Origin of the sequence: Nocardia cyriacigeorgica (genome assembly GCF_010868145.1) — a bacterium.
GTDB lineage: Bacteria > Actinomycetota > Actinomycetes > Mycobacteriales > Mycobacteriaceae > Nocardia > Nocardia cyriacigeorgica_D.
Genome location: NZ_JAAGUY010000005.1, coordinates 237276 through 260359 on the forward strand (window position 1 = coordinate 237276; position 23084 = coordinate 260359).

Below are 23084 nucleotides of genomic sequence, written 5' to 3' on the forward strand. Positions count from 1 at the left end.
CCCTACGTTCAGCGGCCCTGAGCTCAATATTCCTGCCCGGCAGTGACTCTGATCACAACATGGCGCCTATGCGACGTTCACACCCTGAGGTCACCGGGGTACAAGTACTCGTCCGCGGGCGGGGCGGCCTGATCGAGCCACGCGGCGAAGAATCCGGTCAGATCGGTCGCTGATGTGGACTGGATGAAATCACGGAACTGCGGCATCGAGGCATTGCCGTAGGCGTTGGCGGTGACGAACTCGCGGATCGCGGCGAAGAAGACATCGTCGCCGAGCTGCTTGCGCAGTGCATGCAGGAACAGCGGGCCTCGGTAGTAGACGGAGGTGAATTCGTTTCCGGCGCCAGGGTTTTGCAGCGGAATGTCCCAGAAGTGCGGCATGGTCGCGCCTTCCCGCACGGTCTCGCGGTATAGCGCGTCGACGTCGACGCCCTCCATCCGCTCCGGCCACAGATAGTCGGCGGTGTAGCTGGCGAAGCATTCGTTGAGGCAGATATCGGCCCAGCTGTACACCGACACCGAATCGCCCCACCACTGATGAGCGATCTCGTGCACCACGGTCTGCAGATCGGTCCACGGCGCGTAGATCGGGCGGGTCTGGGTTTCCAGCGAGAAATTCAGATCGGCGTCGACGTAGATACCGCCGGAGGTATCGAACGGATATGGGCCGTACAGGGATTCGGTGAAGTCGAGGATCTCCGGAAGGCGCTGCTCGTGCTCGAGATTGTCCGCCGCACCGGGGGCGAAGGCGCTGAGCAACGGCGTGCCGTTGGCACGGTGCTGCTCGAGGTAGGTGAATTTGTCGATGGCGATGGTGGTCAGGTAACCGAGAATGGGTTGGCGCGATTCCCAGCTCACCGTGCGCGAACCGTCGCGCACCTCGTCACGGGTACGCACACCGTTGGACACGACCTCCCATTCGGCGGGCACCGTGGCATGCACGGTAAAGGTCGCCTTGTCGCGCGGGGTGTCATTGAGCGGGTACCAGGTGGTGGCAGAATGCGGCTCACCGACGACGAACGCACCTCCGCTGGGCGCGAAGGTCCAGCCCTCACCCTTGGCATCCACCGCGGGTCCCGCGTAGTCGACGGTCACGGTGAACGGCAATCCCGGCAGCAGCGGCAGCAGCGGCCGAACAGTCAGTTCGTGCTCGCCGTTGCGATCGAAGCCCGCGGGCATATTGTTCACCGAGACCCGCTGCACCGGCGGCCCGGCGAAGTCCAGGTTGAACGAGGTGAGAGCCTGGGTGGCGGTGGCGTCGATCCGGGTGGACCCGGTCAGCTGCCTGGCCGCAGGCTCATAGCCGATGCCGACCTCGTAATGACGCACGTCGTATCCGCCGTTGCCGTCCAACGGGTAATACGGATCGCCGAGTCCCGGCGCACCGGCCAGCGGGTCGTTCGCCGACTGGGCACCCGCCGGACCCGCGAATCCGAGCAGCAGCACGGCCGCAACCGCGACAGTTGAGAAGCCGGACAACCTCATACGAACCCAACCCCTCGTTCGACACCGCATCATCCGGTTCGCGCGCACCGGCCCCCGATGGATGGTAGTCGCCTCAGCCGGCGCGCCTGCTCAACGCCACCGACGCGCCGAGTCCGATGATCACCACGCCACCCGTCTGGTCGACCGCTTCCAGCCGCCGCGGCGAGCGCGAACCATGCCGCACCACGGGCACCGACTTCAGCCGATCGGCAACCGGATCATCACTCGGTCCAGGGTCGGCGCCTGGTTCACGATCCGAGATCGCCGGGTAGCTGCTGCGGATCCAGCAGCAGCCGTTTCGCAGAGCTGCGGCGCACCTTGTCGGCGAGGGCGAGATTGTCCGACAGCAGCCGCCACTCCACCTCGCTGATGGCGGCGCGGGCGCGTTCGATGACGTTGCCGTCCCTGGTACCCCACGCGATGGGCATGGCGTTGACCGTCTGACGCAGCTCACCGACCGCGCGCGAGGCGTGATCACCGCGGACCGCGACCGACGGCACCCGCTCGCCCGCTTTCGCCTCGTGACCAGGCAGCGCCCGCACCTTGCGGACCACAAGGGCGTAACGGGTTTCGGTGGTCTCCGGACGGCCGATATTCACCAGCGCGAGCAGCACCATCCCGCTCGGATAGGTGTGCGAGACGACGGCGGGGACCAGCTCACCTTCGGCATACAGCCGGTCGATGCGGGAACGGCGCGGTGCCCACAGCGCCACCCAGAGTGCGGTCACCGCACCCAGCGCCGAGGCCACCGCCAGCAGGTAGGACCAGGGGTGGTTCAGCCACACCAGATAGGCCGTGACCGCCGCCGCGATCGCGGCGGCGACCACCGCACTGATGCGCAACCGGCGCAGATCGGCGACAACTTCGTTGACCGCATGGGCATGGCTGCGGTCAACCACGAATTCGAAGCGTCGCACGTCTCATTCCTAGCACACGTTGTGGAGGTATTGCCTCCACTTATCCGATGGCCGGTCCCAGCAAGTCGTCAGCATCTGTAATGCGATAGGCATACCCCTGTTCGGCCAGGAAACGCTGACGATGGGCCGCGTACTCCGCATCGAGCGTGTCGCGGGCGACCACCGAATAGAAGTGCGCCTGACCCCCATCCTGCTTCGGACGCAACAGCCTGCCGAGACGCTGCGCCTCCTCCTGCCTGGATCCGAACGTACCCGAAACCTGCACCGCGACCGATGCTTCGGGGAGGTCGATGGAGAAGTTCGCCACCTTGCTCACCACCAGAACGGGGATCTCACCGCGACGGAAGGCGTCGAAAAGCGCTTCGCGCTCTTTATTTCTCGTCGACCCCTGGATGATCGGCGCGTCAAGCGCGGTACCCAGCTCTTCCAACTGCTCCAGATAGGCGCCGATCACCAGGGTGGGAGCGTCTTTGTGCTTGGCCAGAATGGATTCGACGACGGCGATCTTGGTGTGTGCGGTGGAGCAGAGCTTGTAGCGCTCCTCGGGCTCGGCGGTGGCGTAGGCCATCCGCTCCGCATCGGTGAGCGTCACCCTGACCTCGATGCAGTCGGCGGGCGCGATCCAGCCCTGGGCCTCGATGTCCTTCCAGGGCGCGTCATAGCGTTTCGGCCCGATCAGGGAGAACACGTCGCCCTCGCGGCCGTCTTCACGCACAAGGGTGGCGGTGAGGCCGAGACGTCGGCGGGATTGAAGATCGGCCGTCATCCGGAACACGGGTGCGGGCAGCAAATGGACCTCGTCGTAGATGACCAGGCCCCAATCGCGGCTATCGAACAGCTCGAGGTGCTTGTATTCGCCCTTGGTGCGACGGGTGATGACCTGATAGGTGGCGATGGTGACGGGGCGGATCTCCTTGCGCTCACCGGAGTATTCACCGATCTCGTCCTCGGTGAGCGAGGTGCGCGCCAGCAGCTCGCGCCGCCACTGCCGTCCGGCGACGGTATTGGTGACCAGGATCAGGGTGGTCGCCTTCGCCCGCGCCATGGCCGCCGCGCCGACCATCGTCTTACCCGCCCCACACGGCAACACCACCACACCGGAGCCACCCGCCCAGAACGAATCGGCGGCCATTTCCTGATAGTCGCGCAGATGCCACGCGCCGCCGGTGTAGTCGAGGTCGATCGGATGTGCTTCACCGTCGACGTAGCCGGCCAGGTCCTCGGCGGGCCAGCCGATCTTCAGCAACATCTGCTTGATGTGACCGCGTTCGGACGGATGCACGATCACCACGTCGTCGTCGAGGCGTTCCCCGAGCATCGGCGCGATCTTCTTGTGCCGGAGCACCTCCTCGAGCACGGCCCGATCCAGGCTCACCAGGGTGAGTCCATGCGCCGGATGCTTCACCAGCTGCAACCGGCCGTAGCGGGCCATGGTGTCGACGACATCGACCAGCAACGGCTGCGGCACGGCATAGCGGGAGAAGCTGACCAGGGCGTCCACCACCTGCTCGGCGTCGTGGCCCGCGGCGCGGGCGTTCCACAACGCCAGCGGCGTCACCCGGTAGGTGTGCACATGCTCCGGCGCACGCTCGAGCTCGGCGAACGGCGCAATGGCCTGCCGCGCCGCGTCGGCCAGTTCGTGATTGACCTCGAGCAACAGCGTTTTGTCACTCTGAACGATTAGTGGACCTTCAGCCACCGGTGCCTCCTGTGCAGTGCTCCCACCCATTGTTCCCGAACCCACCGACACCCACCCGCGACGACGGTACTCCCCTGATCACCGGCGGCGACGGGTCCACCGGTGCCGAACTGGACCGAGACGAACGGCCCCGGCCCACGCGAGGATCATCGACATGATCGAGATGGCGGCGATGACCGGCGTCGCGGCGGCAGCACTCGGCATGGTGCTCACGCCCGGACCCAATATGATGTACCTGGTGTCGCGGACCGTGTCACAGGGACGCCGCGCCGGATTGGTGTCGCTGACCGGCGTCGCGGCCGGATTCGGGGTGTACCTGATGGCCGCGGTCGCGGGCATCACGGCGGTGTTCTCCGTGGTCCCGGGCCTGTACACCGCAATGAGGCTGGCAGGCGCCGGGTATCTGCTGTGGCTGGCCTGGCAGGCGCTGCGGCCGGGTGGTGTGTCGGTGTTCACTCCGGCGGAGCTGCCCGCCGATCCGACTCGGCGATTGTTCACGATGGGCCTGATCACCAATCTGCTGAATCCCAAGATCGCCATCATGTACATGGCGCTGATCCCTCAGTTCGTACATCCGGGGCCCGCACCGGTGTGGTTACAGAGCCTTTGCCTCGGCGCGGTCCAGATCGTCGTCGCATTGACGGTGAACACGCTCATCGTGCTGGGTGCGGGGCAGGTAGCCACCTTCTTCACCGCTCGCCCGGCCTGGTTGCGGATGCAGCGCTACGTCATGGGGACAGCGCTGGCAGGGATAGCGACCATGGTCGCGACAGATCGCGCGCGGCCGCTGCCGGCCTGACAAACTGGCCGGTTCAGCCGATCGGGGCGCCAACGCGCAGGCGCCGGATCCCTTCGTTCAACGTCTCCTCCCGCTTGCAGAAGGTGAAGCGCACCAGGTGATTCCACTCGTCGGGATGGTCGGTGAAGACACTGACCGGCACCGCGGCCACACCGAGGCGGGTGGGCAGTTCGCGGCAGAAGGCCAGACCGTCGGTCGCGCCGAACGGACGGATATCGGCGCAGACGAAATAGCCACCGGCGCTGGAATAGACATGAAATCCGGTATCGGCCAGCGCGGCCGACAACCGCAACCGCCTGTCGGACAGCGATTCGCGTAGTGCGGTCACCCAGTCCAGTTCTTTGGTCAGCGCGTGCGCAACCGCGGGCTGGAAGGGACCACCGGCCACGAAGGTCATGAACTGTTTGGCGGCGAGCACGCCGTCGATCAATTCCGGTGCGGCGCAGACCCATCCGGTCTTCCAGCCGGTGACGCTGAAGGTCTTCGCCGCACTCGACACCACCAGCGTCCGCTCGGCCATACCCGGCAGGGTGGCGAGGCTGATGTGCTCGCCACCATCGAAGACCAGGTGCTCGTAGACTTCGTCAGCCAACACCAGCAGATCGTGTTCGCAGGCGATCTCGGCGATCGCGGTGAGGTCGGCGCGATCGAGCACAGTGCCGGTCGGGTTGTGCGGTGAGTTCACCATGATCATCCGGGTGGCGGGCGTGATCGCGGCGCGCAGGCTGTCCACATCCAGGACGAAATTGTTACCGTCGGAGACGAGCCGGGCGGTGCGCCGCCGCGCGCCTGCCAGCGCCACCGCAGCGGCATAGGAGTCGTAGTACGGCTCGATGAGCACCACCTCCTGCCCCGGCTCGACCAAACCGAGCACCGCGGCGCTGATCGCCTCGGTCGCCCCGACTGTCACCAGGACCTGGGTGTCCGGGTCGTATTCAGTGCCGTAGCGGCGTGCCCGGTCGGCGGCGATGGCATTACGCAGCACCGGCATGCCGCGCCCCGGCGGGTACTGGTTGAGCCCGTCGGCGATGGCCTGCCTGGCCACTTCGAGCATGCCCGCCGGACCGTCGGTGTCGGGGAAGCCCTGTCCCAGGTTGATCGCGTCGTGCCGGACGGCGAGTTCGGTCATCTCGGCGAAGATCGTGGCGCCGAAAGGCCGCAGGCGGGCGACGGTCGGGAGCTGCTGGCGCATAGCAGGAGCCTAGAGGAGCGCCGATGGCCCTCGATTTGCCCACAAATCGCTATCGTTGCCACCAGATAGCGAACAGCTATGTTTCACATTTATTTTCCAGCTTCTACCTGCATGGTTGTGCGTTGTCCCATAGGCAGCTAGCCTCGCCGTGTTCTATTTCACAGCCCGCATCGCGGGTATCTCGAAAGGGGCGTCTATGGCCTCATACCTCGACCTGATAGCGAATCCGGCCGCGTCGGAGGTCGCCGGATTCATGTTGGGTCAGCTTCGCGACGTAGCCAACGACCTGATCGCAGGCTTCGGTTCCTCGACCCCCGACTGGGGTCTCGGATCGTCGACCGGCGACCACAGCACCGGTTCCTCGACCGGTGACTGGTTCACCGGCTCGGCTACGCCGTAGCGCATGAACCCGTCGGGCCGGCGATGCGCGGCCCGGCCCGACGGGCGCGCGCTCAGTCCGTCCGGATACCGGTGAGCTTGGCCGGATTGGCGATATCGTAAGTGCCCCACACCAATCCGTCGCGCACCGCGAACCCCACGACCCGCTGCGGCGTCCCGGGATCTCGTCCATCGGCCGCCCGCTCCGGCACCAGCGCACCCAGCTGGCCGTTGACCGACACGATCTCCATGCTGCGCAGCAGTTCCTCGCCGGATTCGATCCCGTACTTCTGCAGCAGCCCGACGAAGAACCGAGCGATCCGGTCGGCACCGTGCAGCACATTGACAGCGGTAGAGGTGGTTCCGTTGGCATCGCCGATCATCACCGCGTCCGGATGCAGGGCCGCGGTCACCGCCTGCACATCACCCGACATCAACGCCTCGAGCAGCCGCTGCACCGCCGCGACGTGATCGTCGTCGGCGACCGGTTCCGGCGCCCGCGACACCGCTTTTCGCGCCCGTACCGCGAGCTGCCTGGCGGCGTCGGGCGTGATCTCCAGAATCTCGGCGATCTCGTCGAACGGCACCGAAAGACCGTCGTGCAGCACGAAAGCCACGCGCTGCGGCGGAGTCAGCGAATCCAGCACGACCATGGCCGCGAACCGGAATTCCTGTCTGCGCACCACTGCGTCGAGCGGGTCGGGGGCGGCACTCGACGAGCCGAGCCCGGTCACCACCGGCTCCGGCAACCACTGCCCCACATAGCTTTCCCGCCGCACCGCCGCACTGCGCAGGCGATCCAGGCAGATTCGGCTCACCACAGTGGTCAGCCAGGCGCGCAGATCTTCGATCTCGGACTGCCTGGCCCCGGCCAGGCGCAGCCAGCTCTCCTGCACCGCGTCCTCGGCGTCGGCCACGCTCCCGGTCAGGCGGTAGCCGACCGACAGCAGATGCGACCGATGCGATTCGAACAAGTCAGCGAGCAATGCGGCTACCACCAGTCGGAGTCTACGGACCCCGGATGACCCCCCAGCGTCGCCCTCACCACCGGAAAACCCGGTGAACCGACCGGAGGGTGGAGTCCGGCGCGACAGCTGGCTTGGCGCGCGACTGGTGACCGATCCGCCTGGCCCGGCGGCCGACTGGCCCGCACAGACCTTTGCGAGCCACGATGTTCAGTAGTCGAACACCTCCACAGATCCGGAGGCAGGGCGTAGTTTCGCCAGGTATGGCCCACGATGCTCGGTTCCTGTGGTTTCGCCAGATCGTCGACCCGGCGCCGGGAGATCGGCTGCTCGAGATCGGACCTGGTTCCAGTGATTCGCTCGCGGTCATGGCAGAGCTGCTCGACACCGGCTTCATCGTCGGCATCGACCGCTCCGCGACCGCCATCGCACGGGCCGCGAAACGGCATGCGGCGCTGATCGAGTCCGGCAAGGTCCGGGTGCGCAACCTCGCGTTGGAGAAACTGACCCGCGAGCAAGCCACCGAGCTCGCGCCCGGCGGATTCGACAAGATCCTCGCCGTCAATGTCAACGCGTTCTGGACCCGCAACCCGGTGACGGAGCTGTCGGTCCTGCGCGACTGCCTCACCCCTGGCGGCGCTGTGCACCTATTCTACGGCTACGGGGAGCCCGGCCCACCGACGTCGATCGGCCCGGTGGCGACCCCGCGCAACCTCATCGACCACCTGGCCGGGGCGGGCTTCGACGTCGAGACAGCCACCTCCGGCGAACTACTCGGCGTCATCGCCACACCCCGGTAGCCAGCTCAGCGCGCGCGGCGCCGGGCGACCGCGTCGGCCAGCCGATCCAGCTGGGCGGCGGTGGTGTTCCAGTCGATGCAGGCGTCGGTGATGGACTGGCCGTAGGTCAGGTCCTCGGCACGACCGAGGGTCAGGTCCTGGCGACCGGCTTCGATGAAGCTCTCCAACATCACACCGACAACGCCCTGCTCACCCGCTGCATGCCGTTCCGCAATATCGGTGACCACATCGACCTGCTTGTTGTGGTCTTTGTTGCTGTTGCCATGGCTGGCGTCGATGACGATCCGCTTGGGCAGCGACGCCTTGTCCAGCCGCATGCAGGCTTCGGCCACCGAGGCGGCGTCGTAGTTCGGTCCGGTGCTACCACCACGCAGGATGACATGGCAGTCCGGGTTGCCGGTGGTGCGGATCAGCGCCGAACGACCGTCGAGGTCGGTGCCAGGGAACACGTGGCTCGCCGCGGCCGCGCGCACACCGTCGACCGCGACCTGCACATCGCCGTCGGTGCCGTTCTTGATCCCCACGGGCATGGACAGTGCGCTGCTCAGCTGCCGGTGTACCTGGCTGGCCGCGGTGCGGGCGCCGATCGCGCCGTAGGAGACCAGGTCCGCGATGTACTGCGGGGTGATCGGATCGAGGAACTCACACGCCACCGGCAGACCGAGCGCGGTGATATCGGTGAGCAGTTTGCGGCCGATCCCGAGGCCGGTGTTGACGTCGAAGCTGCCGTCCAGGTGCGGATCGTTGATCAGACCCTTCCACCCGAGGGTGGTGCGCGGCTTCTCGAAGTACACCCGCATCACCACATGCAGCCGGTCGTCCAGCTCAGCGGCCTTGGCGGCCAGGCGACGCGCGTAGTCGAGGGCGGCAGCGGGATCGTGCACCGAACACGGTCCGACGATCACCATCAGGCGATCGTCGGCACCGTTGAGCACCTCGACGGTGGCCTTGCGGCCTGCGCGCACAGTGTCGGCGAGCTCGTCGGTGATGGCGTGCACCAGGCGAACTTCCGCGGGCGAGCGCAACGGGCTCACGCTGAGGGTGCGCTGGTCGTCGAGATCGGAATGCCGTGAATCGACATCTACTGCGGTTGTCATCGTGGGTGTAGTTCCTTTTCTCCAGGCCGACCCACGGACATGAACCCCGTCGAGCCGGTCGTCATCCGGCTCGGGGTGGGAATCTGGTCAGCGCGCGCGGTTGCCGCAGACCGACCCACCCAGGGCCGGCTTGCTAAACCAGAAATACACGCGCTGCACGGAGCTGACAGTACCAGCCGATGAACAGCAGGTGCCCGTTCGCCCGTGTCAGATGCCGCGCAGTGCCGCTTCGCCGCCGCTCAGCCCAGTGAACCAGGGACGTAGCCGCCGGCCGGGGTGTGGGCGATGACGTTCATCCGGTTCCACGCGTTGATGGCGGCAATGGCAGCGATGAGGCCGCCGATCTGGTCGTCGTCGTAGTACTTGCGCACCAGCTCCCACGTCCCTTCGCTGACGCCGCCGCCATCGGCGATGCGAGTGGCCTCCTCGGCCAATGCGAGCGCGGCGCGCTCCTCCTCGGTGAACACGGTGGCCTCGCGCCAGGCGGCGACCAGATTGATGCGCACCTGGTCCTCCCCCGCGTGTGCGGCGTCCTTGGTGTGCATGTCGACGCAGAAGGCACAGCCGTTGATCTGGCTCACGCGAATCTTGACCAGCTCGAACGTGACGGGCGCCAGACCGGAATCCTCGACGACCCGGTTGGCGGTCACCAGACGCTTGCCGAAGCTCGCGGTGATCGAGTTGGCGTAGAGGTTCAGACGGGGTTCCATGATCCTGCCCTTTCGGTAAGTGCGTTGGCTTCATCGAGAAGACGACGCGGCTCGGGCAGGCGTGACATCAGGCGCGGGTGTGCTGGATCACACGGAGAAATCGAAGGTGACCCCGGTCAGCCGTTCGGACAGTTCCCACAGCCGGCGGGCGGTTTCCTCGTCCTTGGAGCGTTTGCTCGAACCCGAACGTCCCGGGTAGCCGCGCAGCCCGCGCCAACCGGTCGGGCCGTAGTAGGCGCCTGGTTCGACGTCGGCGGTGGCGGCGTACAGCTCCGGCAGCGCGCCCATCTCGGCGCTCTGTGCGAATATCCGATTGCCCACCGCCATCACGGTGTCCTGGATGGATTCGGTATGCGACTGGAGTTCGGTGGCCGCGTAGCCGGGATGGGCGGCGACCGACAGCTTGGACCATCCGGCCGCTGTCAGCTTGCGTTGCAGTTCGTAAGCGAACATCAGATTCGCGAGTTTGGCCTGCCCGTAGGCCGGCCAGCGCTGGTATTTACGGCGCTGCCAGTTGAGGTCGTCGAGATCGATGGCGCCCATCGCATGCGCGCCGCTGGAAACCGTCACCACGCGGTCGGCGATGCGGCCGAGCAATAGCCCGGTGAGCGCGAAATGACCGAGATGGTTTGTCCCGATCTGCATTTCGAACCCATCAGCGGTGCGCCCGTAGGGCACCCCCATGACGCCCGCGTTGTTGATGAGCACATCGGCGCGGTCGATGGACGCGGCGAATTCACGTACCGACGACAGATCGGCGAGGTCGAGCCTGCGCACTTCGGCGCGGGCGCCGATCTCGTCGGCGACCACCTTCCCCTTGTCGACATTGCGGCAGGCGAGCACGACCTGCGCACCGGCCCCGGCCAACGCGCGTGCGGCCACCGCACCGAGTCCGCTGTTGGCGCCGGTGACGATGAAGGTCCGGCCGTGCTGATCGGGAATGTCGGAGACGCTCCAGCCACTCATGCGGTGAGTCTAGTTGCCGCCCGCGCCATGAGGCAGCGCTCTTCGGGAGCGAAGTCACGAGTCCGTCACCACCGCCGCTCCCGACTGAGATAGGGTTGCCTTACCTACATCATTGAAACCAGATTCGCGCACACATTTCTCCTGATCACCGCCGATTCCGTTTGTGAGGCAGACGTGAGTTCCACATCCACCGCATCCGGCACGCACCGCGACGGCTACGTGCCCTTTTCCGAGGCCGACGCCGAGCAGTACCGCTCCGATGGCTACTGGTCCGGCCGCACCCTCGACGCCCTGCTTCGCGATACCGCCCGACAGCATCCGACCAGGACCGCACTGATCGGCGAGCGCACGCTCACCTACGCGGAATTGGACGTCGAGGCCGACCGGATGGCCCACGGCCTGCTCGCGCTCGGCCTCGTTCCCGGCGACCGGGTGGTGGTCCAGCTCCCCAACGTCGCCGAGTTCCTGACCGTGCTGTTCGGCGTGCTGCGCGCCGGGATCATTCCGGTGCTCACCCTGCCCGCGCACCGCCGCGCCGAGATCGAGCATCTGTCCACCCTGTCCGGCGCGGTCGCGTACGTGATCGCCGCGCAGGCAGGCGATTTCGACTATCGCGAACTGGCGGCGACGGTCCGCGCGAACGTACCGAGCCTGCGCCACGTGCTGGTGCTCGGCGAGCCCGGCGAGTACACCGCACTGGATTCGATTCCGGTGCACGGCGATACCCGCATGGCGAGCGGGGCCACCCTGCCCGACATCGACCCGGCCGATATCGCGCTGATGCTGGTCTCCGGCGGGACCACCGGTCTGCCCAAGCTGATCGCGCGCACTCACGACGACTACGTCTACAACGCCACGGCGAGCGCACAGGTCTGCGAACTCACCGCCGATGACGTCTACCTGGCAACATTGCCTGCCGCGCACAACTTCCCGCTGGCCTGCCCCGGCATCCTCGGCACCGTCGGCGTCGGCGGCGCGGTGGCCTTCGTCGCCGATCCCAGTCCGGAAAACGCCTTCGCTGTCATCGAGAACCACCGGGTAACGGTCACCGCGGTGGTGCCCCCGCTGGCCCAGCTGTGGTCCGCGGCGGTCGAATGGGAAGAGGCCGACCTTGGTTCACTGCGTCTGCTGCAAGTCGGTGGCGCGAGGCTGGCCGAGGTCAACGCCCGCGAGGTGGAGCCCGCGCTTGGCGTGAAGTTGCAGCAGGTATTCGGCATGGCCGAGGGGCTGCTGAACTTCACCCGCCTCGACGATTCCGACGAGCTCATCTGCACCACCCAGGGCCGGCCGCTGTCGGACGCCGATATCGTGCGCGTCGTCGATGCCGAAGGCAATGAGGTCGAGCCGGGCGCCGAGGGCGAGCTGCTCACCAAGGGTCCCTATACGATTCGCGGCTACTACCGCGCGCCCGAACACAATGCCCGCGCCTTCACCCCCGACGGCTTCTACCGCAGTGGCGACCTGGTGCGCAGGCTGCCGAGCGGGCATCTGATGGTGTCCGGCCGGATCAAGGACGTGATCAATCGAGGTGGCGAGAACATCTCCTGCGACGAACTCGAGGAGCATCTGCTCGCCCATCCCGCCGTCCGGCACGCGGCTGCGGTCGGGCTGCCCGATCCGAGCTTGGGCGAGAAGGTGTGCGCGGTGCTCGTCGTCAGCGGCGATATGCCGACGCTGGTCGAGATCAAGACCTTCCTCACCGAACGCGGCCTTGCCACCTACAAGCTGCCCGATGTGCTGAGACAGGCCGAGAGCCTACCGATCACCGCCGTCGGCAAGATCGACAAGAAGGCGTTGCAGGCCGCCGAGGGGTGATCGTCGCAGTCGTGGCGGCACTGTTCGCCACGACTGCACAACGCCGACCGCAACAGCGAAGGCCGTGTGGTTGTGTCGGACACAACCACACGGCCTTCGACGAATCCGCCCCTACGCCTTGACGACGTACGGCGCGATACTGCCCAGCTTCTCGCACGTCTCCTCGAACTCACGCTCGGGTGTCGACTGGCCGACGACTCCGGCCCCCGCGCGCAGCCACGCGCCCGCGGTGGTCTGGTACACCGCGCGCAGCACCAGGGTGGCCTCCAGCGCGCCGGTGGGTGAGACCGTCACCACCGCACCGGAATACAGGCCGCGCGGGTCGTGATCGAGCCGGAAGATCGAGTCGACGCCTGCCCGCTTGGGAATTCCGGAGGCGGTCACCGACGGGAAAAGCACCTCGAGCGCATCCCAGCTGGAGCGGTCGGCGGCCAGTCTGCCGCGCACGGTCGAGGCCAGGTGCTGGACGCTGCCCCGTTCGCGCACGGCCATGAAATCCGAGACCGCGGGTGTTCCGGGATCGGCCACCGCCGCGATTTCGGCAAAGGAGGTCTGCACCGAGATCGCATGCTCCACGATCTCCTTGGGATCGGCGAGCAGGTCGGCGCGTGCGGCCAGATCGATCTCGTCACCGAGGCCGAAGGCCCTGGTTCCGGCCAGCGGTTCGGTGGTGACCACCCGGTCGTCGTCGACGGAGGCGACCAGTTCCGGACTGAAGCCAGCCGCCTCGAGCCCGCCGAGCCGCAGCAGGAACGACCGCGCCGGGGTGTTGTTCGCCCTGCCGAGCCGGTAGGTGGCCGGAATGTCGACCGCGAAGGGCAGATCGACCTTCCGCGACAGGATGACCTTCTGGTACTGGCCGGATCGGATCTCGGAGATCGCCTCGGCCACCCGGCCCTGATAGCCGGTCGGATCGATGCGGATATCGGCCGGATGCGGTACCGGCAGTTCCAGGCCCTCGGACCCGGCGATCAGCTCATGGATGGTGTCGATCTCGGCCTCGGTGGCGCCGCTGATCCGCACACCGGCCTCGCTGACGCAGACCTCGATACGCGGAATCATCAGGTGCACGAGAGAGGTTCGCGGAGACAGGTGATCGGTGGCGCCGAGCGACCAGGCGCAGAATTCGAAGCCGATCCAGCCGTAGGTGTTGCGTCCCTCCAGGGGGAGGGACCTGAGCGCCCGATCGACGACGGTGGCCGGGCTGCCCTCCCAGGCGCCGGCGGTGGTCTCGCCGTTCCAGGTGACGCGCAACTCCTCGACGTCCAGCTCGATGCCGCCGATCGGATCCGCGGCGAACACCCATTCACCTGGGCGTTCGTACATCACGTACTCGCCGAACCGTTCATCCGCCGCCAGGCGGGACATCGCTGCCGCCGGATCGGTCACATACTCAACGCGCGAGCGTTCGTCCGTGGTCGACAACGATCCTCCATGTAATGCTGACCTAACTAAACCAGGTAAGGTTAGCATTACCTCCGCTGCGCCATGGCGTGGCCGAGACCACAGCTGGGGAGACTCTCGGTCCGGAGTTCCTGCGCGGATCCCTCTGGCGGGCTTGAATAGAGGGATCGTCGTCTTTGCGGAGGGACCATTCATGATCGATCGCGGCGGCGCACCGGCCCGCAGCTCCGGTGAGCCGGCCACCGGCTCGGTGGTCGCGCTGGTAGAAGCGGCCTCGCGGGTGGAACGGGAACTGATCGGAACCTGGCTGGCCGACGGTGGTCTCGCCGCCGAGCTCGGCACCGACGCTCCCGTCACCCAGATCGACCTCGACGCCGGAGCCATCGCCGACCGGTTGACCGGACGCACCGACGATCCACTGGTGGTTCCGGTCCGCGTGCTGTGGCTGCCACCCGAACGCGAGGGCGTGCGCCGCACCACCTTCGCCGATCTCGTGACGATGAGCAATCCGCGTAAACCGCACCGATTCGCCCAACGCGCACTGGTCCGGCGCGAACCGGATCGTCAAGTCGTGCTCACCGGCCGCCCGGCCCGGCTCAGCGAGCTGCGCGCCAATAATCCGGAAGCCTCGGCACTGCATATCGCAGGCACCGCCGAGCCCTTCGCGCGTGCGATTCTGCGGGCGGGCGTGGTCGCGCTCGAACGCGCCGAACGTTCCGTCATCGGTGATCGCTACAAGGTGCCGCGGCTGGTGGCCGAGGAGATCCTCGACTCCCCCGATTTCCTGCGCCGTCTCGATCTCATCGCCGACCGGATCGGCGCGAGCAGGCATGAGGTGTACCGACGGGCGGAGAAGGCGCTGCAGGAACTGGTCGCCGCACAGAGCAGGCTGGTCTCGGACCTGTTCACCCAGGCCATGCGCCCGGTGCACGCCTCGACCTGGAAGGTCGACATCGAGGAATCCGGGCTCGACGCACTGCGTGACCTCAACCGCCGGTATCCGCTGGTGTTCCTGCCCTCGCACCGCTCCTACGTCGACGCCTTCGTCCTCGGTGACGTGCTCGCCCGCAACGACTTCCCGCCCAACCACGTCATCGGCGGCGCCAACCTGCGGTTCTGGCCGATGGGCCCGATCGCCCGACGCACCGGAACCGTATTCATCCGGCGCAGCTTCGGCGACGACGAGGTCTACAAGGCCGTTGTCGAGGAGTACTTCGGATACCTGCTCGCCAAACGCTTCAACCTGGAGTGGTACTTCGAGGGTGGACGCACCCGCACCGGCAAACTGCGCCCGCCGCGCTACGGCCTGCTCAACTACCTGGCCGCCGCGGTGCGCTGGAACCGGATCGACGATGTGATGCTGGTGCCGGTGTCGATCACCTACGAGCGGCTCAACGAGCTCGGTGCGATCGCCAGCGAACAATCCGGCGGCAAGAAGAAGCCCGAGGGTCTGGCCTGGATGGCCAGATATGTGCGCAGCCAGCAGCATTCGGCCGGTCACGTCTACGTCCGATTCGGGGCGCCGCTATCGGCTCGGGAACGGCTCGCCGCCTACGGCGACCCGCTGACCGCGCCGCCGCTGTCGATTCCGCTGCATCGTGCCGACGGAACCGCTGCACCGGTCGTCGATACCGGCGACGAAGTCGGCGAACTCGAACGCAAAGCGGTGCAGCGGCTGGCCTTCGAAGTGGCGGTCGGCATCAACGAGGTCACCCCGATCACCGTCAACGCTCTGGCCACCCTCGCGCTGCTCGGCGTCCACGAACGCGCGCTCACCCTGCGTGAGGTCTGCGATCTGCTTGCCCCGGTCCTGGACTACATCGAACGCCGCGATCTGCCGCGCGGTGAGGTGGCTGCACTGCGCGATGAGCAGAGCCTCGCGGTGGTGCTGGAACAGCTGTCGCTGGCCAAGGTCGTCACCGTCTACCGCGGCGGACTCGAACCGGTGTACTCGATCGAGTCGGGGGCGCATCTGGAGGCCGCGTTCTATCGCAACAGCGCCGTGCACTGGTTCGTCAACCGGGCGATCGTGGAATTGTCCATCCTGGCCGCGGTCGACAAGGCAACCCAGGACCTGGACGAGGGCATCGACACCGATCCGCTGCGCACCGGCTGGGAGGAGGCGCACCGGCTACGTGACCTGCTCAAATTCGAGTTCTTCTTCCCCGAACGCAGCGAATTCTCCGAGCAGCTGACCGCCGAGATGCTGCTGATCGACCCGGAGTGGAACCGTCGAACCAGGGACACCCTCAGTGTGGAGATCCTGGCCCAGCTCACCGCCTCCGGCTTCATGATGGCCCATCGGGTGCTGCGCTCGTTCGTCGACGCCCAGCTGGTGGTGGCCGAACGACTGGCCGACCGCGGCGGCGAATCGATCGCCGACCGCAAACAGTTCATCGACGAATGCGTCGCGGTGGGCAAGCAGATGCTGCTACAGCAACGGCTGCACAGCCCGGAATCGGTATCGACGGAATTGTTCACCAGCGCACTCAAACTGGCCGCCAACTACGATCTGGTCGATCCGGAAGAAGCCGAGGCTGCCGAATTGGCCCTGCGCCGTGACGAATTCGCCGAACGGCTCAGAGTCATCGGCGCGCGGATCTCGCGCGCCGCCGCCCTCGACCCGTCCAACATCCCCGGTGCGGAGCGATAGTGGGCGGCGAAGAGCCGGTGCGCGCGCTGGGGCTGGACGCCGCGCATTCCGATATCGATTCGGTCGTTGCCGCGATCAGGTGCGGCCCGCAGGGGCCCGCCGTTGCGGCGGTGTTCGAACTGGGTGGTGTGGTGGTCGACGGGTTCGGACCCGCCCGCCGACGCCTGATCCGCCGCCGTAACCGCGATGAGCAGGCGGCCGCCTTGCTGCTCGACGGCATCCACGATCACCCGTCCGACGGCTCCTACGGCCGGATGCTACAGACCGCCACCCGGGTGTTCACCGGACGGACCGAAGCCGAACTCGGCCAGATCGGTACCCGCCTGTTCAAACGCACCACCTACGGGCGCATCCACCCGGAGGCGTGGCGGCTGATTCGGACCCATCGGGCGGCCGGGCACACCGTCGTCCTGGTCTCCTCGGCGCCCCGTTTCGCGCTCGAGCCGGTGGCGGCCGCACTCGGCATCGAGCACACCCTCTACACCCGGATGGCCACCGATGACGGCGGTGCGCTGACCGGATATCCGGAGGGCCGGACGCTGTGGCGCTCGGGCAAGGCCGACGCGATCCGCGAGTTCGCCGCCGCGTCCGGGATCGAACTCCACAACAGCTACGCCTACGCGGCGAGTTCCGTCGATCTGACGACTCTGTCGTCGGTCGGTTTTCCGGTCGCGGTCAACCCGGATTCCGGGCTGGCGGTCACCTGCGTGGAGCGCGATTGGCCGGCGATGATCTTCCGTGCGCGCACACCGCCGCACGCGGCCGACATCACGCGAACCGTCGCCGGATTCGCCGGGCTCATCGGCGGCGCGATCACCGGTGTGATCAGCAAGTCCTACACCCGCGCACGCAGGCCGATGGCCGATGCGCTGATGAAGTTCGGCACCGGCGCCACGCTGCGGGCCACCGGTGTGCGGCTGCGGGTCACCGGTGCCCACAATGCGCGCTCACCGCGACCGGCGGTCTTCGTCTTCAATCATCAGAGTCAATACGACGTCATCATCGTGCCCGCGGTGCTCGGCGGCGGGGTCACCGGCATCGGTAAGAAGGAGCTGACCAAGAATCCGGTGTTCGGACCGCTGATGCGGTTCGTCGGGGTCACCTTCATCGATCGCTCCGATACCGCTCGCGCCAAGGCGTCGCTGGAACCGGTGGTGCACACCCTGCGCGACGGGCTGTCCATTGCCGTGGCGCCGGAGGGCACCCGCTCTTATACCCCGGAGGTCGGCCCGTTCAAGAAGGGCGCTTTCCATATCGCGATCCAGGCCGGAGTACCGGTGATCCCGGTGGTGATCCGCAATGCGGGCGAGATCTCCTGGCGGGATTCGATGGTTGCCCGGCCTGGAGTGGTCGATGTGGCGGTGCTCGATCCGATCGACGTCAGCGGGTGGGACCCCGTGGATATGCACGACCACGTCGAACGGGTGCGCCAGCTGTTCATCGATACGTTGCTGGACTGGCCGGAGTAGCCGGTTAGTTGGCCGTGTGTCCTCAGTCTCGGCGCTGCGCGGCTGTCCTGCGCGGAGTGCCCTGACCCTGGAAACGACCACGGCCCGCGTCCTCGGTCGGACGCGGGCCGTTCAGTGATGTGGGGGCGTGATCACACCGCGCGGCCGAACAGCAGCTTCCACGGCATGAGCGCCGATTCCAGCTGCACCTTGAGGCTCATCTTGGATGCGCCGAGGGTGCGTTCCTCGAATCGGATGGGCACCTCGGCAATGGAGATGCCCTTCTTGACGGTGCGGTAGTTCATCTCGACCTGGAAGGAGTAACCGTTGCTGCGGATCGAGGCGACGTCGATGGCGCGCAGGGTGTCGGCTTTCCAGGCCTTGAAGCCCGCGGTCGCGTCCTTGACGCCGAGGCGAAGGATCAGGTTCACATAGAAGTTCGCCCAGGCCGACAGCGCCTTGCGGTACCACTTCCATTCGGCAGCGGTAGAACCTCCGGGCACATAGCGGGAGCCGAGCACGACGCCTGCCTCGGTGCTGGTGAGCTTGTCCAACATGGCCGGGATGACCTCGGCGGGGTGCGACAGGTCGGCGTCCATCTGGATCACCACGTCGGCGCCTTCGTCGAGGGCACGGGTGATGCCCGCGATGTAGGCGCGACCGAGGCCGTCCTTTTCGGTGCGATGCAGCACGCCGACGACGTTGGGCAGTTCGATGGCGAGCTTGTCGGCGACTTCACCCGTGCCGTCCGGTGAGTTGTCGTCTACAACGAGAACGTGCAGGTCGGCCACCGGTAGCGCGGTCAGCCGTTCCACCGCAACGGGCAGATTTTCGCGCTCGTTGTAGGTCGGCACAACAACGGTAACCCTCAAGGGTCGCCCTCCCTGCTCACCTGGTCGCGCCCGGAGACCCGTGCGCAGGCCGCGAGCGATCGTCTGATTTCTCGTGAACGGTAGCTGATCCGCCTCCCCGCGAATTCAGCGCACCAGGCCCACACTCTGCCATCTCATGGCGCCGGGCGCACATCCGGTGACCTTACGAACACCACCGTTCACCCGAATTCGATTGCCGCCCAGCGCACTGTCCGCCCATGGCGCCGCCGAATGCCCCATACCTACAGGAGGCGCTCAGTTACCTCCATCACGCCACTGCCGGTCCCGCGCGTCCTCGGTCGCATTGCGCTCCCGCACGATCTCCAATGCCCGCTCCGCCGTCGCCTGATCCGGAAAGGGTCCGAGCCGATCCGCGAACCAACACCGTTTCCCCTGTTCGGCCCGCTTGTGCTTCAGGCAGTAATACCAGGAATCAGCCATACACCCAGCTTCCCACCCAGCCCGGCGCGCGACATCGGAAATGGGCTGATCATCCAGGCCGGTTTCCTCGCCCGGCCACCCCATGGGAGCGGTCGGGCGAGGACCTCCGGATCAGGGAAAACTCGCGATCGCCTCGCGCACCAACCTGGTGAGGTCGCTGCCGCCCGAGCACCAGTTCTCCTCGCCCGACAAGACGATCTCGCCGACAGCCGCGGCAACGGCTACGACGTAAGGCCCGTCGGCCCAGAATCCGAACATCGGGCTACCGGACTGTCTGGGCCTGAAGTCTGCGGCGGTCGTCATTGCTCGGCCGCTGCCGTAGTCCCACTCGTCCTCATCCATCTTCTTGTCCCGTTGGAAATAGGGAAACGTGGCGGCTGCACCGACGGGGATGTCACCGGCATATCCGATATTCCACCAGAGGTTTTCGTCATCCCACGAGCTGTTGTAGGTTCGCACGCCCAAGGAGCCGAACCGGTCCCCGAGCCGCTGGTCGGTCACCAGGACCGCGTAATCCTCGTCGATCGTGGAGTAGGTGGGATCGCTGGTGAGCTTGGTGAAGGCCATCCGCCGGAACGTTCGCGCGGTTGCCTGGATCGCCGATCCTGCGCGGTGCACTTGGATCACCTCGGCCGGACCACCCCAGTCGACGACGTGGCTTGCGGTGAGAACATGCCGAGGCCCGACAATGACTCCCGATCCGGCCGCAAACCGGCCCTGGATGTGGCAGACGCAGACCCATGGAAATCTGAGATCGTTGTAGATGTTGCGATCGTCCGGCGGGTAGATGATCAATGGCTTGAACGGCACGCCACGGAGTTCCAGCCGCGGTGGCCGCACTCGCGGAGGAGCCTTCGGACGCAACGTAGACCCCACCCAGCTCGGTCGTTGCGGTTGTATCGGGTCATCGGCGCCCTTGCCCTTGTCGATGTACACCGCCTTGGCGTCTCCCGGATCGGCGAGGTCCGACCAGAGTGCGGAGAGATTCTCCGGCACGTCGGCTTCCTCGACGGCCTCGAATGTCTTCTGATCGCGTAGCTCGGCCCAGGTCAGAGGCCGTTCCGGCGCCGACGTCGCGCCTTCGCTGTCGTACGACATCACTTTCACCTTCCCTCAACTTTTCTGATCCTGATCTGGAAGAGGATCTGCCGGCACTGCCGACGGCCTATCGCCGCGCCGCCGTCGCCCGCCGGCAGTCCGATAGATCCCGCGCATCGCCACCGATGTCTCGGTTCGAGGTCGAACTCGTTGCCGGCCCGCTCGAGCGGGTATTCGAGATTCCGGCCAGGGTCATCTGGGCGTTGCTGTCGTTGCTTGATTCGTCCACTTGCCCGATGGCGGTGCGATGCCCCGCCTAGCGAATCACCTGATCTCGGTGTCGAGACACCGGGAATCCTGCGGCGGCGCAGGCCGGCGCGAAGACCAGGGACACCTGATTCGCCCCTGACAGGCACAACGGGCGGCGTAGTCGAGACGCCTTTGGGTCTGTTGTGACGATGGTGTCGCCATCCACGGTTTCGAACACCGCTTGAACTGGGCCCCCACGCCCGGACCGAAATCGTCGAGATGCGCAGTAGCGCGCTACCAAAAAATTGTTCAAGCGGGGCCGAAGTTTGTCAAGACAGCTGGGCGCCAAGGGCGTTCCGGAGCCGGTGCCCGAGCACGAGATGAAAAATCCCCCTGACCAGATGCTCAGTCAGGGGGAGGATGTGGCCAGGGCCGGGATCGAACCGGCGACCTTCCGCTTTTCAGGCGGACGCTCGTACCAACTGAGCTACCTGGCCGCAGGCACCCGAACGGAATGCCATACGTGAAACGCCGGATTTCTCCGGCGTTTACTTGCGACCCTGACGGGACTCGAACCCGCGACCTCCGCCGTGACAGGGCGGCGCGCTAACCAACTGCGCCACAGGGCCTTGCTCTACTGCTTACGATCCGAAGATCGTACCCCCTACGGGATTCGAACCCGCGCTACCGCCTTGAAAGGGCGGCGTCCTAGGCCGCTAGACGAAGGGGGCTCGTCCCGGATTTCTCCGGACCGGCTTTACAACGGCTGTCCGTTGGGAGCTCGCATAGCTTATGACAGAGTTGCGAGGTTTCCCAAACCGGCTGGTCAGAGCGCTAAACCGAGCTCTTCCAGGCGTGCGTCCGCACGCCAGCCATCGCGACGGAATCGCTCTACCCACTCCGGGGTCGACATGGACTCGATCACCACCTCGAGCGCCTCCTGGAACCGCGAGCGCAGATCGACGCCGTTGCCGAACAGGTCGATGAAGTAGCGCTGGCCGGCGAGTGCGGCCGCGAGGGTGCGGGCGAAGCGGTCGGGGTCGGCGTCGGCGCGCAGCTGCCCCTGCTCGATGGCGCGCACGGCGAGAGCGCGGGTAGCTCGGGCGATGATCCGCCCGCCGCCATTGGGGACGTCGCGGTAGAAGTCGGGCTCGATGATGAGCCGGAACTCGGCCTGCACGATGATGTCGTGCTCGAGCCGCAGTGCGATCTCGTCGAGCATGCCGTGCATGACGTCGAGCGGGCCGAGGTCGGTGCGCGCCAGCCAGCGATCGGCGGAGAACCGATAGCGATCCAGCGCCGTGTCGAGGACGGCGCGCGCCAGGTCTTCCTTGGAATCGAAATGGAAGTACATGGCGCCCTTGGTGGCTCGCGATCCTTCCAGTATGCGGTTGAGCGATGCGGCGGCGTAGCCGCTCTTGCCGAACTCAACGGCAGCGGACCTGATGATCGCCGCACGTGTCCGGCGGGCCCGCTCTTGCTGCCGTGCCATCTTCGAAACGCCTCCGAAGCCTTATGGAGCCCAAGGGGTTCCACCCCGATGGGCTCCTTCGCGCCGATGGCCGACCCGAACGGAAACAGGCCATCGACGCGAAGTTATGAGTTTTATCAACACTTACAACAGGGTTTTCGCCCCGAATGCAAACTTTTGGTACGAAAACTAGGCGAGAAACCCGAAACACACCGACTGGTATAATTTTGCTGCCCGGGTGCGCCGCAGGGGGTGCGCATCCGGGCCTTATCGTCGTCGCGCTTTTCGTCGTCCCCGATTTGCCTCCTGCGGCGTCAACTCATGGGAAGCCCCGAATTCACCGATTCGCCACGGTACCCGGAATTGTCACTCGACACGCGGCAAACCGTAAGAGTGAGGTTGCCGGCCGGCGCAGGACCAGCCGCAGCTAACTTCACGCAACGGCTAGGATGAATCGGCACACACCGAATCGGTAAGCGACACAGTGTCGTTCGAGTATTCGGTTACCGTGTTCCGTACCAGGAATCGCTACACCAGCCACCGCCGACATCGCCCGCCGACGACCGGCGAATATCCGAACTCCTTGGTATCCAACATATTTGGATGATATCGCGCCCATCCGAAGCAGGACAAAGCCACCCGCGCCCACCCCTGACAACACCCCTGACACCCACCACCGCCCGCAC

General features: G+C 66.3%; 19 protein-coding genes and 3 tRNA genes. 6 read left to right on the forward strand and 16 right to left on the reverse strand.

All coding sequences use genetic code 11. The annotated features are described in order from the left end of the window. Positions 1-77: 77 nt before the first annotated feature. The 3 genes from GV792_RS10105 to GV792_RS10120 form a co-directional block, all read right to left on the reverse strand. Positions 78-1484, reverse strand: a complete 1407-nt coding sequence (locus tag GV792_RS10105) for a M1 family metallopeptidase (RefSeq protein ID WP_163823776.1) — start codon at positions 1482-1484, stop codon at positions 78-80. 248 nt (positions 1485-1732) lie between these two features. Next, the gene (locus tag GV792_RS10115; protein ID WP_163823777.1) at positions 1733-2401 is read right to left on the reverse strand and encodes a DUF3239 domain-containing protein; all 669 of its coding nucleotides are present in this window, start codon (positions 2399-2401) and stop codon (positions 1733-1735) included. Between the two features lie 40 nt (positions 2402-2441). Beyond that, positions 2442-4100 (reverse strand): DNA repair helicase XPB, encoded by a 1659-nt coding sequence (locus GV792_RS10120; protein WP_163823778.1) that lies wholly within the window; start codon positions 4098-4100, stop codon positions 2442-2444. 154 nt (positions 4101-4254) lie between these two features. Between GV792_RS10120 and GV792_RS10125 the strand changes: the two genes are divergently transcribed. Then, positions 4255-4899, forward strand: coding sequence for a LysE family translocator (locus GV792_RS10125; protein WP_163823779.1), 645 nt, complete (start codon positions 4255-4257; stop codon positions 4897-4899). 13 nt (positions 4900-4912) lie between these two features. Here the strand turns inward: GV792_RS10125 and GV792_RS10130 are convergent, their stop codons facing one another. Next, positions 4913-6091 (reverse strand): pyridoxal phosphate-dependent aminotransferase, encoded by a 1179-nt coding sequence (locus GV792_RS10130; RefSeq protein WP_163823780.1) that lies wholly within the window; start codon positions 6089-6091, stop codon positions 4913-4915. Positions 6092-6287: 196 nt separating this feature from the next. Here GV792_RS10130 and GV792_RS10135 point away from each other — a divergent pair, with 196 nt between their 5' ends. Continuing rightward, a complete protein-coding gene (locus tag GV792_RS10135) occupies positions 6288-6491 on the forward strand; it encodes a hypothetical protein (protein WP_163823781.1) in 204 nt (67 codons plus the stop codon). Between the two features lie 52 nt (positions 6492-6543). Here the strand turns inward: GV792_RS10135 and GV792_RS10140 are convergent, their stop codons facing one another. After that, complete coding sequence (locus GV792_RS10140) at positions 6544-7467, reverse strand: sigma-70 family RNA polymerase sigma factor (protein ID WP_163823782.1); 924 nt, start codon at positions 7465-7467, stop codon at positions 6544-6546. 230 nt (positions 7468-7697) lie between these two features. On the opposite strand from GV792_RS10140, the gene GV792_RS10145 reads away from it, so the two are divergent. Then, positions 7698-8234, forward strand: coding sequence for a class I SAM-dependent methyltransferase (locus GV792_RS10145; protein WP_163823783.1), 537 nt, complete (start codon positions 7698-7700; stop codon positions 8232-8234). 5 nt (positions 8235-8239) lie between these two features. On the opposite strand, the gene GV792_RS10150 is transcribed toward GV792_RS10145, so the two are convergent. From GV792_RS10150 to GV792_RS10160, 3 genes are all read right to left on the reverse strand, one after another. Further along, entirely contained in the window at positions 8240-9331 is a 1092-nt protein-coding gene (locus tag GV792_RS10150; RefSeq protein ID WP_163823784.1) for a 3-deoxy-7-phosphoheptulonate synthase, read from the reverse strand. A 239-nt stretch (positions 9332-9570) separates the two neighbouring features. Next, complete coding sequence (locus GV792_RS10155) at positions 9571-10041, reverse strand: carboxymuconolactone decarboxylase family protein (protein WP_163823785.1); 471 nt, start codon at positions 10039-10041, stop codon at positions 9571-9573. 87 nt (positions 10042-10128) lie between these two features. Beyond that, positions 10129-11007 (reverse strand): oxidoreductase, encoded by an 879-nt coding sequence (locus GV792_RS10160; protein ID WP_163823786.1) that lies wholly within the window; start codon positions 11005-11007, stop codon positions 10129-10131. A 174-nt stretch (positions 11008-11181) separates the two neighbouring features. On the opposite strand from GV792_RS10160, the gene GV792_RS10165 reads away from it, so the two are divergent. Then, on the forward strand, positions 11182-12822 hold the full coding sequence (locus GV792_RS10165; RefSeq protein ID WP_163823787.1) for a (2,3-dihydroxybenzoyl)adenylate synthase: 1641 nt from the start codon (positions 11182-11184) through the stop codon (positions 12820-12822). Positions 12823-12933: 111 nt separating this feature from the next. Here GV792_RS10165 and GV792_RS10170 read toward each other — a convergent pair whose 3' ends face one another. Next, a complete protein-coding gene (locus tag GV792_RS10170; protein WP_163823788.1) occupies positions 12934-14247 on the reverse strand; it encodes a salicylate synthase in 1314 nt (437 codons plus the stop codon). A 172-nt stretch (positions 14248-14419) separates the two neighbouring features. Between GV792_RS10170 and GV792_RS10175 the strand changes: the two genes are divergently transcribed. Together GV792_RS10175 and GV792_RS10180 are read left to right on the forward strand one after the other, a co-directional pair. Continuing rightward, on the forward strand, positions 14420-16879 hold the full coding sequence (locus GV792_RS10175; protein ID WP_163823789.1) for a glycerol-3-phosphate 1-O-acyltransferase: 2460 nt from the start codon (positions 14420-14422) through the stop codon (positions 16877-16879). Then, a complete protein-coding gene (locus GV792_RS10180; protein WP_163823790.1) occupies positions 16879-18348 on the forward strand; it encodes an HAD-IB family hydrolase in 1470 nt (489 codons plus the stop codon). The genes GV792_RS10175 and GV792_RS10180 overlap by 1 nt, the downstream gene beginning before the upstream one ends. A gap of 131 nt (positions 18349-18479) precedes the next feature. Here GV792_RS10180 and GV792_RS10185 read toward each other — a convergent pair whose 3' ends face one another. The 7 genes from GV792_RS10185 to GV792_RS10215 all read right to left on the reverse strand — a co-directional run bounded on the left by GV792_RS10185 (position 18480) and on the right by GV792_RS10215 (position 22419). Next, on the reverse strand, positions 18480-19199 hold the full coding sequence (locus GV792_RS10185; protein ID WP_175584179.1) for a polyprenol monophosphomannose synthase: 720 nt from the start codon (positions 19197-19199) through the stop codon (positions 18480-18482). 255 nt (positions 19200-19454) lie between these two features. Continuing rightward, positions 19455-19640, reverse strand: a complete 186-nt coding sequence (locus tag GV792_RS10190) for a hypothetical protein (protein WP_163823791.1) — start codon at positions 19638-19640, stop codon at positions 19455-19457. Positions 19641-19751: 111 nt separating this feature from the next. Beyond that, the gene (locus GV792_RS10195) at positions 19752-20738 is read right to left on the reverse strand and encodes a trypsin-like serine peptidase (RefSeq protein WP_163823792.1); all 987 of its coding nucleotides are present in this window, start codon (positions 20736-20738) and stop codon (positions 19752-19754) included. 612 nt (positions 20739-21350) lie between these two features. Next, a tRNA-Phe gene (locus GV792_RS10200) sits at positions 21351-21424 on the reverse strand. 58 nt (positions 21425-21482) lie between these two features. After that, positions 21483-21556 (reverse strand) — tRNA-Asp (locus GV792_RS10205). A 29-nt stretch (positions 21557-21585) separates the two neighbouring features. Beyond that, positions 21586-21658, reverse strand: a tRNA-Glu gene (locus GV792_RS10210). Positions 21659-21753: 95 nt separating this feature from the next. Continuing rightward, positions 21754-22419 (reverse strand): TetR/AcrR family transcriptional regulator, encoded by a 666-nt coding sequence (locus GV792_RS10215; RefSeq protein WP_163823793.1) that lies wholly within the window; start codon positions 22417-22419, stop codon positions 21754-21756. Positions 22420-23084 lie beyond the last annotated feature (665 nt).